General features: G+C 73.0%; 10 protein-coding genes. 2 read left to right on the forward strand and 8 right to left on the reverse strand.

The window, feature by feature from the left end; all coding sequences use genetic code 11:
• Positions 1 to 28: 28 nt before the first annotated feature.
• From P1P75_RS18060 to P1P75_RS18070, 3 genes are all read right to left on the reverse strand, one after another.
• Complete coding sequence (locus P1P75_RS18060; RefSeq protein WP_319256475.1) at positions 29 to 1,090, reverse strand: LCP family protein; 1,062 nt, start codon at positions 1,088 to 1,090, stop codon at positions 29 to 31.
• A 111-nt stretch (positions 1,091 to 1,201) separates the two neighbouring features.
• On the reverse strand, positions 1,202 to 2,617 hold the full coding sequence (locus tag P1P75_RS18065; RefSeq protein ID WP_319256477.1) for an endo-1,4-beta-xylanase: 1,416 nt from the start codon (positions 2,615 to 2,617) through the stop codon (positions 1,202 to 1,204).
• Positions 2,618 to 2,699: 82 nt separating this feature from the next.
• The gene (locus P1P75_RS18070) at positions 2,700 to 3,773 is read right to left on the reverse strand and encodes a LacI family DNA-binding transcriptional regulator (protein WP_086769655.1); all 1,074 of its coding nucleotides are present in this window, start codon (positions 3,771 to 3,773) and stop codon (positions 2,700 to 2,702) included.
• Positions 3,774 to 3,915: 142 nt separating this feature from the next.
• Between P1P75_RS18070 and P1P75_RS18075 the strand changes: the two genes are divergently transcribed.
• Complete coding sequence (locus P1P75_RS18075) at positions 3,916 to 6,222, forward strand: glycoside hydrolase family 3 N-terminal domain-containing protein (RefSeq protein ID WP_319256479.1); 2,307 nt, start codon at positions 3,916 to 3,918, stop codon at positions 6,220 to 6,222.
• Positions 6,223 to 6,231: 9 nt separating this feature from the next.
• Here the strand turns inward: P1P75_RS18075 and P1P75_RS18080 are convergent, their stop codons facing one another.
• From P1P75_RS18080 to tsaB, 4 genes are read right to left on the reverse strand one after another with little or no spacing between them, the layout of a single operon-like run.
• Positions 6,232 to 6,489 (reverse strand): hypothetical protein, encoded by a 258-nt coding sequence (locus P1P75_RS18080; RefSeq protein ID WP_319256481.1) that lies wholly within the window; start codon positions 6,487 to 6,489, stop codon positions 6,232 to 6,234.
• Entirely contained in the window at positions 6,486 to 7,589 is a 1,104-nt protein-coding gene (gene tsaD / locus P1P75_RS18085) for a tRNA (adenosine(37)-N6)-threonylcarbamoyltransferase complex transferase subunit TsaD (RefSeq protein WP_319256483.1), read from the reverse strand. Before tsaD ends, P1P75_RS18080 begins: the two co-directional genes overlap by 4 nt.
• On the reverse strand, positions 7,582 to 8,112 hold the full coding sequence (gene rimI / locus P1P75_RS18090; protein WP_319256485.1) for a ribosomal protein S18-alanine N-acetyltransferase: 531 nt from the start codon (positions 8,110 to 8,112) through the stop codon (positions 7,582 to 7,584). Before rimI ends, tsaD begins: the two co-directional genes overlap by 8 nt.
• Entirely contained in the window at positions 8,109 to 8,762 is a 654-nt protein-coding gene (gene tsaB, locus P1P75_RS18095; protein WP_086769651.1) for a tRNA (adenosine(37)-N6)-threonylcarbamoyltransferase complex dimerization subunit type 1 TsaB, read from the reverse strand. The genes rimI and tsaB overlap by 4 nt, the downstream gene beginning before the upstream one ends.
• A 110-nt stretch (positions 8,763 to 8,872) precedes the next feature.
• On the opposite strand from tsaB, the gene P1P75_RS18100 reads away from it, so the two are divergent.
• Positions 8,873 to 9,421 carry a hypothetical protein gene (locus P1P75_RS18100; protein ID WP_319256487.1) on the forward strand — a complete coding sequence of 183 codons (549 nt, stop codon included), beginning with the start codon at positions 8,873 to 8,875 and terminating at the stop codon, positions 9,419 to 9,421.
• A gap of 42 nt (positions 9,422 to 9,463) precedes the next feature.
• Here the strand turns inward: P1P75_RS18100 and P1P75_RS18105 are convergent, their stop codons facing one another.
• On the reverse strand, positions 9,464 to 9,637 hold the full coding sequence (locus tag P1P75_RS18105; protein ID WP_167396146.1) for a hypothetical protein: 174 nt from the start codon (positions 9,635 to 9,637) through the stop codon (positions 9,464 to 9,466).
• Positions 9,638 to 10,187 lie beyond the last annotated feature (550 nt).

Here is a 10,187-nt window from a genome sequence, read left to right on the forward strand (position 1 = left end):
CCGTGCACCTCAGGCCGGCCGCAGCGGCTCAGCCCCGCCGGAGTGACGTCCACAAGTCGCTCGCCTCCGGTTCGTCGGGGACGACCCGGTTCGGGTCGGAGGGGGCCGGCCGCACGGGCAGGGTGACCGTGGTGACGTTCGCCGCGGACAGGCCCTCGAGGCTCTGGCCGAGTTCCATCAGCTGGGCGAGGGAGTCCAGGCCGGTGTCGGTGGTGAGGCTGCCGGTGACCGCGTCGGCGACCCGGTAGAGCCGGGTGGGGCCGGCCAGCAGGTCGGTCGAGGAGATCTGCTCCAGCAGGGCCTTCACCAGGGTCTGCTGGAGGCCGATGCGGCCGAGGTCGCTGCCGTCGCCGATGCCGTGCCGGGTGCGGGCGAGTGCGAGGGCCCGCTGGCCGTCGAGGTGGTGGGTGCCGGCCGCGAGGCTCAGGTGGCTGTCCTCGTCCTCGATGTCCTGCGTGGTGGTGACGGTGACCCCGCCGAGCGCGTCCACGAGCTTCGCGAAGCCGGCGAAGTCGACCTCGACGAAGTGGTCCATGCGGACGTCCGTGAGCGACTCGACGGTCTTGACGGCGCAGACCGGGCCGCCCAGCGAGTACGCGCTGTTGAACATCGCGCCGTACGACACCTCGGTCGAGCCGCCGGAGGGGAGCGGGCAGGAGGGACGGGTGACGAGGGTGTCGCGGGGGATGCTGACCACGGTGGCGCTGGTGCGGCCGGCGTCGATGTGCACGACCATCGCGGTGTCGGAGCGGGCGCCCGAGCTGTCGCCGCCGCCGAGTGCCTGGTTCTCCGCGCCGCTGCGCGAGTCCGAGCCGAGGACCAGGATGTTGACGGCCCCGGTGGGCAGCGGGGCGGCGGCGGCCGTACCGGACGGGGACGGGGTGGTGACCGCGCGGGGCGGACGGTTGTCGCCGAGGGCGCTGTCGACGTCTACGCCGCGGATGTTGCCGTTCAGCTGCCAGTAGGTCCAGCCCGCCGCCGCCACGCCCAGCACCAGGGTGCCGGCCAGGGCGAGGCCGACGGCCTTGAGCGTTCTGGACCGTCGGCCCCGCTGTCTCTCCCCGTGCCCGCTCGCGTCGTGTCCCGTCACAGAAGGAACGTACGTCCGAATTGTTAGCGGACTGTCAGGAAAGGCGGCCCCAGCGGGATTTCTTCGGAGAATCTCACGATCGGGACGTCACTCCGGGCCCTCCGGTCCCCCTCATCCCAGGGTCACCGTGGGCACCGGATTGCTGCCGCTCCACGAGCCGTTGAATCCGAAGGTCACCGAACCGCCGTCGGGAACCGTTCCGTTGTACGAGGCGTTGGAACAGGTGACGGCCGCTCCCGTCTGTGCGCAGGTCGCGTTCCAGGCCTGCGTGATCCGCTGCCCCGCATCGAAGTTCCAGCTCGCCTTCCACGCCGACAGTGCCGCCCCCGAGCAGGCGATCCTCACCTGCCCGGTATAGCCGGTGTTCCACTGGCTGGTGACGCTGTAGGCCGCCGTGCAGGCACCCGTGGGAGGCTCCGTGGTGGTCCCGCCGAGCGCCTCGGCGATCGCGCGGTACGCCGGTTTCGGCGCGTAGTTCTCGTCGTACGGCGTCGCCGCGCCCTGCCCCGGGAAGGTGTCCGGGATCCAGGAGTCCGAGTCGGTGAAGCCCCACACGGTGACTCCGGTGCAGCGGGTCACCGCCAGGCAGGCGTTCATGACGGCCTTGTAGTCGGCGGCCTGCTGGGTGAGCTTGGCGCTGTCCGGGGGCAGCTGCATCCGGATGTCCAGCTCGGTGATGGCCACATCCACGCCGAGGTCGGCGAAGCGCTGGATGTTCTGCTGGAAGGAGGACGGCACCTGTCCCACGATCAGGTGGGCCTGGAGACCGACGCCGTCGATCGGGACACCCCCCTCCTTCAGCGACTTCACCAGGTTGTACAGGGCCGTGGACTTCGCGTTGACGCCCTCGACGTTGTAGTCGTTGATGTACAGCTTGGCGGCCGGGTCGGCGGCCCGCGCCCACGTGAGGGCGCTGGCGATGTAGTCCGCGCCGAGGCCGTCGTACCAGAGGGTCGAGCGGTAGGTGCCGTCCTCGTTGAAGGGCTCGTTGACGACGTCCCAGGCGGCGACGCGGCCCTTGTAGCGCCCGACCTCGGTGTTGATGTGGTTCTGCATGAGAGTGCTGAGCTGGGCGGGCGTCCAACTGCCGTTGGCCAGCCAGTCGGGGTTCTGGCTGTGCCAGACCAGGGTGTGGCCGCGCACGTCCTGGTCGTGGGCCTCGGCGAAGTTCACGATCTGGTCGGCCTCGGCCCAGTTGAAGCTGCCCCGGGCGGGCTCGACCGAGGCCCATTTCATGGCGTTGCCCGGGGTGAGCCAGTTGAACTCGCGGCCGGCGAGGTCGCCGTAGGTACCGGTGAGCTTGGAGCCGGTGACCGCCGTGCCCATGACCTTGCCCTTGGCGGCGGCGAGGTCGCGCAGCGGTGTGTCGGCGGCGTGGGCGGTGGTGGCGCCGGCGGTGATCAGCGCGCCGACGGTGGCCGCCCCGGCGAGGAGGGCGGCGAGCCGGGCACGGAACGACGGACGGGAGGTCCTTGAGGACCGACGCGAGGTGATCGTGGGAGGAGCTGACGGACTGGAGGTTCTCATTGCGGGTGCCTCCGAAAGTTTCGGTCGTGCAACCGATTGACTTCGGAGGAGTGTGGAGGCCTCCTTCCCACCCGTCAATACGTCAACTTCCGGCCAACGGCGGCGCTCCCGTGCTCGCCCGCACCACCAGGCTGGTCGCCAGCTCCACCCGGGTCGCCGCGGGGGCCTCGTCGGCCCGCCCCAGCTCCAGGACCAGCCTGGCCGCCGCCTCGGCCATCTCGGTCAGCGGCTGCCGCACGGTCGTCAGGGGCGGGCCGACCCAGCGGGCCACCGGCAGATCGTCGAAGCCGACCACGCTGACGTCCTCGGGGATGCGCAGCCCCAGTTCACGGGCGGCCTCGTAGAGGCCGAGCGCCTGGAGGTCGTTGCCGGCGAAGACGGCCGTGGGCCGGTCGGGGCGGGCGAGGAGTTCACGGCCGAGCCGGTAGCCGGTCTCGTGGTGGAAGTCGCCGGTCTTGACCATCTCGGGGTCGACCGGCAGCCCGGCCGTCTCCAGGGCCGCGCGGTAGCCGTCGACCCGGGCCCGGCTGCACATCATCTGCGGGGGCCCGCTGATCGCCCCGATCCGCCGGTGGCCCAGTTCGACCAGGTGCCGCGTGGCGGCGAGGCCGCCCTGCCAGTTGGTGGCGCCGATGGAGGGCACGTCGGCGCCGGGGTCGCCCGCCGGGTCCATCACCACGAACGGGATGGAGCGGCTGGTCAGCAGTGCCCTCTGGGACTCGTCGAGCCCGGACAGCACGAGCACCACGCCGTGCGGTCGGCGGGCGGCGACCTGGTCGGCCCAGGACCGTCCGGGGGTGAGCCGCCCGGCACTCTCGCTGAGCACCACGCTCAGCCCGGCGTCGCGCGCGACGTTCTCCACGCCCCGGATGACCTCCATCGCCCAGGCGCTCTCCAGTTCGTGGAAGACCAGGTCGATCAGGGGCGAACGGGTCGCCTCGGCCCGGCGGCGCCGGTAGCCGTGGGCCCGCAGCAGCCCTTCGACCCGGGTCCGGGTGGCGGGGGCGACGTCGGCGCGGCCGTTGAGGACCTTCGAAACAGTCGGCGCCGAGACGCCGGCCTCGCGCGCGATCTCCGCAAGGGTGGCCGTCTGTGCCGCCGGTCGCCGTGGCGGCCGGTCTTCCGTCCGCGTCTCAGCGGGCTCCGAGGGTGTCATGGCGGCGATCGTATCCCCGCACTCCCTCTTGACGAACCCATGGGGACGCCATAGGTTCCCGGAACATTCGAAGTTACGCTCGAAACATTCGTTCCGGTTGGATTCCAGCTCTGGTGGCTCACCGACCTCTGACAGGAGTTTCATGACCACCGCCCCCTGGCGTGACCCCGCCCTGCCCGCCGTCGCCCGCGTCGACGACCTCCTCTCCCGGATGACCCTCGAGGAGAAGACCGCCCAGCTGTACGGCGTGTGGGTCGGCGCCGACACCGGCGGCGACGGAGTCGCCCCGCACCAGCACGACATGACCACCGACTACGACTGGGACGAGCTGATCACGCGGGGCCTCGGCCAGCTGACCCGCTCCTTCGGCACGGCCCCCGTGGACCCGGCGCTCGGCGCCCGCGCCCTGGCCCGCGCCCAGCGCCGGATCGCCGCCGCGGGCCGCTTCGGCATCCCCGCGGTGGCGCACGAGGAGTGCCTGGCCGGTTTCACCGCCTGGCGCGCCACCGCCTACCCGGTACCGCTCGCCTGGGGTGCCGCCTTCGACCCGCCGCTGGTCGAGGAGATGGCCCGGCGCATCGGCCAGGACCTGCGCTCGGTCGGCGTCCACCAGGGCCTCGCCCCCGTCCTGGACGTCGTACGCGATCCGCGCTGGGGCCGGGTCGAGGAGACCATCGGGGAGGACCCGTACCTGGTCGGCACGGTCGGCGCGGCCTATGTGCGCGGCCTGGAGTCGGCCGGGATCGTCGCCACCCTCAAGCACTTCGCCGGGTACGCCTCCTCGGTGGGCGCGCGCAATCTGGCCCCCGTGCGGGCGGGCACCCGCGAGTTCGCGGACGTGACGCTGCCGCCGTTCGAGATGGCGCTGCGCGAGGGCGGCGCCCGCTCGGTCATGGCGGCCTACACCGAACGTGACGGTGTCCCCGCCTCCGCGGACCCCGAACTGCTCACCCAGCTCCTGCGCGAGGACTGGGGCTTCACGGGCACCGTCGTCGCCGACTACTTCGGCATCGGCTTCCTCCAGACCCTGCACCGGGTCGCGGGCACCCCCGCACGCGCCGCCCATCTGGCGCTGGAGGCCGGCATCGATGTCGAGCTGCCGACCGTCAAGTACTACGGCGACGCGCTGAACGCGGCCGTACGCGCGGGCGAGGTCCCCGAGGAGCTGATCGACCGGGCCGCCCGCCGGGTGCTGATCCAGAAGTGCGAGCTGGGCCTCCTGGACGAGGACTGGCAGCCGGAGACCCCGGAGACGGTCGACCTCGACTCGGCGGCGAACCGCGCGGTGGCCCGACGGCTCGCTGAGGAGTCGGTGGTCCTGCTGGACAACCCCGACGGGCTGCTCCCCCTGTCCCCCGACACCCGGATCGCGGTCGTCGGCCCGAGGGCGGCGGACGCCCTGGCGATGCTCGGCTGCTACTCCTTCCCCTCCCACGTCCTGACCCACCACCCCGAGGCCGAACTGGGCATCGAGATCCCGACGCTGCTGGAGTCGCTGCGCGCCGAACTCCCCGACGCCAAGGTCACGTTCGCCGAGGGCTGCCCGGTCTCCGACCCGGACACCACGGGCATCGAGGAGGCCGTCGCGCGGGCCGCGGAGGCCGACGTGTGCGTGGCGGTCCTGGGCGACCGGGCGGGCCTGTTCGGCCGGGGCACCTCGGGCGAGGGCTGCGACGTGGCGGACCTGCGACTGCCCGGCGTGCAGGGAGCGTTGCTGGACGCACTGGTGGCGACGGGCGTCCCGGTGGTCCTGGTGCTGCTCACCGGCCGCCCCTACGCGCTCGGCCGCTGGCACGGACGCCTGGGCGCCGTCGTCCAGGCCTTCTTCCCCGGCGAGGAGGGCGGTCCCGCGGTCGCGGGAGTGCTGTCGGGCCGCGTCAACCCCTCGGGCCGGCTTCCCGTAAGCGTGCCGCAGGTGACGGGCGGCCAGCCGTGGACCTACCTCCAGCCGCCGCTGGGCCTGGCCGGAGAGGTCAGCAACCTGGACCCGACCCCGCTGTACCCGTTCGGACACGGCCACTCGTACACGACGTTCACCTGGGAGCAAGTCGACGGGCCGGAGACCGGCCTCGGCACGGACGGCTCGTACGACCTCTCGCTGACCGTCCGCAACACCGGCGACCGGGCCGGCGCCGAGGTCGTCCAGCTCTACCTGCACGACCCGGTGGCCGACGTGACCCGCCCCGACGTACGGCTGATCGGCTACCAGCGGCTGGAGCTGCCCGCGGGCGGGTCGGCCCGGGTCACCTTCCACTTCCACACCGACCTGTCGGCCTTCACCGACCGCGGCGGGCGGCGCGTGGTGGAACCCGGCGATCTGGAACTGCGGCTCGGCACATCCAGCGCGGACGTACGGCACACGGCGCGGCTCAGCCTCACGGGGCCGGTGCGGGTGCTGGGGCCGGACCGGCGGATGCGCTGCGAGACGCGGGTGGCGGCGCCGGAGTAGCGGTCCGGGTCACTCCCCGTCCACGGCCTCGAACCGCCACCGGTGCACCGCGCGTGTGACCAGTTCGCCGTCGGGCTCCGGCAGTTCGGGGAGGTCCGCGTCGAAGTCCGCGTCCCACCAGGTGATGACGAGGACCCGGTCCTGCGGGGCGCGGAAGGTCTCACGGCGCACGGGAGGGCGCGGGAGCCGCTGCTCCCGCGCCCAGGCCAGCAGTTCCCCGCCCCGGCCGTCCGCCGCGCGGGCCTCCCACATCAGCGCGACCGTCATGAGTACAGGTTGTCCTTGGCGACCTCGTGCACATGGTCGTGATCGTGGTCGTGCGCGCGGCCCGGGACGTGCGGGTCGGTCACCGGCAGGGACGAGTCCGCCGACAGGTCCCAGTCGGAGGCGGACCGGCCCCGGGCCACCATCTCCGCGCCGAGCGCCGCGACCATCGCACCGTTGTCCGTGCACAGCTTGGGCCGGGGCACCCGCAGCCGGATACCGGCGGCCTCGCAGCGCTCCTGGGCCAGGACGCGCAGCCGGGAGTTGGCCGCGACGCCGCCACCGATCATCAGATGGTCGACGCCCTCGTCACGGCAGGCGCGGACTGCCTTGCGGGTCAGCACGTCCACCACCGCCTCCTGGAAGGAGGCGGCCACGTCCCGCACCGGCACCTCCTCGCCCGCGGCCCGCTTGGCCTCGATCCAGCGGGCGACCGCCGTCTTGAGACCGGAGAAGGAGAAGTCGTACGCCGGATCGCGCGAGCCGGTCAGGCCGCGCGGGAAGGCGATCGCGGACGGGTCGCCCTCGCGCGCGTAGCGGTCGATGACCGGGCCGCCCGGGAAGCCCAGGTTCAGCACGCGGGCGATCTTGTCGAAGGCCTCGCCGGCCGCGTCGTCGATCGTCGCGCCCATCGGGCGGACGTCGGAGGTGATGTCCGAGGAGAGCAGCAGCGAGGAGTGTCCGCCGCTCACCAGCAGGGCCATCGTCGGTTCCGGCAGCGGGCCGTGCTCCAGCTGGTCCACGCAGATGTGCGAGGCCAGGTGGTTCACGCCGTACAGCGGCTTGCCGAGGGCGTACGCGTACGTCTTCGCGGCCGACACGCCGACCAGCAGCGCGCCCGCCAGACCGGGGCCCGCCGTCACGGCGATGCCGTCGAGGTCCTTCGCGCAGACGCCCGCCTCCTTCAGCGCGCGTTCGATGGTCGGGACCATCGCCTCCAGGTGTGCCCGGCTCGCCACCTCCGGCACGACCCCGCCGAAGCGGGCGTGCTCGTCGACGCTGGAGGCGACGGCGTCGGCCAGGAGCGTGGTGCCGCGGACGATGCCGACGCCGGTCTCGTCGCAGGAGGTCTCGATGCCGAGGACGAGCGGTTCGTCAGTCATTGATCCCGGTTCCTTGTACTGATGTCGATTCCGTGGCGGAGCCGCGCTCGGATGCCGTGGTCAGGCGCATCACGAGGGCGTCCACGTTCCCCGGCTGGTAGTAGCCGCGCCGGAAGCCGATGGGCTGGAAGCCGAAGCGCTCGTACAGCTTCTGCGCGCGGACGTTGTCGACGCGGCACTCCAGCAGGACCTCGGCGCACTCGAAGGCGGTCGCGGCCCGCAGCAGCTCGGTCAGCAGCCGGCCGCCCAGTCCGGTGCCCCAGTGGTCGGCGGCCACGGCGATGGTCTGGACGTCGGCGAGGTCTCCGGAGGAGGCGAGGCCCGCGTAGCCGACGACGCGGTCGCCGGTCTCGGCCACCACGTACCGGCGGGTCGCCTCGGGGCCGCGGGAGTGGGCCAGTTCGGACCAGAACATGCCGCGGGACCAGGCGTCCTCGGGGAAGAGGGCCTTCTCCAGTTCATGGACGGGTTCGATGTCCCACCAGCGCATCTCGCGCAGCACGGGGATGACGGGCTCGGTCACTTGGGGGTGACCACCTTGTAGTTCTTGGGGACCTGGGCGTCGGGCCTGCGCAGGTAGAGCGGGCGGGGCTCCAGAAGCTCCTCGCCCGCGGCCAGCCTCTCGGCGGCAAGCGAGGCGAGGGCCGCGGCGGACACGTGCTCCGGCTCGTGCGCCGCGGGGAAGGTGCCGGGGTAGAGCAGCGCGCCGGCACCGACCGCGGGAAGCCCCGCCACCTGCTCGGCGATGTCGGCCGGCCGGTCGACGGCGGGCTCGGTGACACGGGTGCGGGAGTCGGCGTAGCGGGCCCAGTAGACCTCCTTGCGGCGGGCGTCGGTCGCCACGACGAAGGGGCCTTCGAGGTCGGTGGCGTAGGCGAGGCCGTCGAGCGTGCACAGGCCGTGCACGGGGACGCCGAGCGCGAGCCCGAAGGTGTCGGCGGTCATCAGGCCGACGCGCAGCCCGGTGTACGGGCCGGGGCCGACGCCGACGACGATCCCGGTGACGGCGTCGAGCCGCTGCCCCGCCGCGGCGAGGAGACGGTCGACGGCCGGCAGCAGCAGTTCACCGTGCCGGCGGGCATCCACCTGGCCGGCCGAGGCGAGGACGTCCGTGCCGTCGTGCAGCGCGACGGTGACGGCGGGGGTGGCGGTATCCAGAGCGAGCAAGAGCACGCAAACAGCCTACGGCTCCGCGGGCCCCGGGCACGGCCGCCCGGGTAAGGGGCCCACCGGCTGCTAACGTCGCCGCGAGGCTACGGACGTACGACGAAGAGGTGGTCGTGGTGGCAGGCAGCAGCTCGACTTTCGTGGCCGCGCTCACCGCGGCGGCCTTCGCGACCGTCGGGTTCCTCGCCTTCCAGGCCTCGGCGAACGTGCCGGCCGACCTCACCGAGCCGCAGGCGAGCGTCTCCTCCGCGACGACGAGGGCTCCGCGCGACACCAGGAACCCCACCGCCCTGCCGGCCCGGTCCGGCACCGGCGCGCGGGTCGTGTACTCGGTGGACGACGACCGGGTCTGGCTGGTGACCGAGGACGGCAGGTCCCCGCACACCTTCCAGGTCACGCCCGGCAGCGTCGACCCGCTCCCGGGCACCTACGCCGTCACCTCCCGCTCCGGCGCGGTCACCGGCACCGACGGCACCCCCATCGAGCACGTGGTGCGCTTCACCAACGTCAAGGGCGTCTCGATCGGTTTCAGCGCGGCCGTCGACGGCTCGGCACCCGTCGTCGACCCGATCAGGAAGACGGGCGGCATCCGCGCCTCGCGGGCGGACGCGAACGCACTCTGGAAGTTCGCGACGATCGGGCAGCGGGTCGTCGTGATCCGCTAGCGGATCACGATCGGACAGCGGGTCGCCACGACCAGCAGCGGATCAGGCGGCTTCCCGGTGCCGGGTGTGCCGCTTGTCGACGGCCGCCGTCGCCGGGTCCGGTTCGCGCGGCGGGCGGGAGACGGCCTCCGCGGCGGCACAGGACGCCAGCAGGTCGCGCATGGACACCCCGGCGAGGGCGGACGGCCGCGGGGCCTTGGGCTCGGTAGCCGGCATGGACGCCTCCTGAGGGCCGGGGCGGACCTAGTTAGGTAGACCTAACCAAGGGTTGGATACCATGTGACCACGCCCGGGACACCGAACGCAACATCTTGCCGACGTCTTGTCGGAACGTTCACGCAGAACGGTCCCGCCACCACCGCGCCCTCATGCCGCCACCGCCACATGTCCCGCCACCGCACCCTCGGGCCACCACCCTCAGGCCGCCACCGGAACGGTCCCGCCACCGCGTTCCCAGGCCGCACCGGAACGGTCCCGCCACCACCGCGCCCGGTCCCCTCAGGCTGCTGGCACCCCCAGCCCGCCGGCACGCCCGGTGCGCCTCAGAGCACGGGCACGCCCGGTGCGCCTCAGGCCGCCGGCACGCCCTTGCGCCTCAGGACGCGGGCACACTCGTGCGCCTCAGGCCGCCGGCACGCCGTTGCGCCTCAGAGCACGGGCACGCCCTTGCGCCTCAGGCCGCCGGCACGCCCTTGCGCCTCAGGACGCGGGCACACTCGTGCGCCTCAGGCCGCCGGCACGCCGTTGCGCCTCAGAGCACGGGCAC

Source organism: Streptomyces sp. ID05-39B, assembly GCF_033794725.1.
Taxonomy (GTDB): domain Bacteria; phylum Actinomycetota; class Actinomycetes; order Streptomycetales; family Streptomycetaceae; genus Streptomyces; species Streptomyces bobili.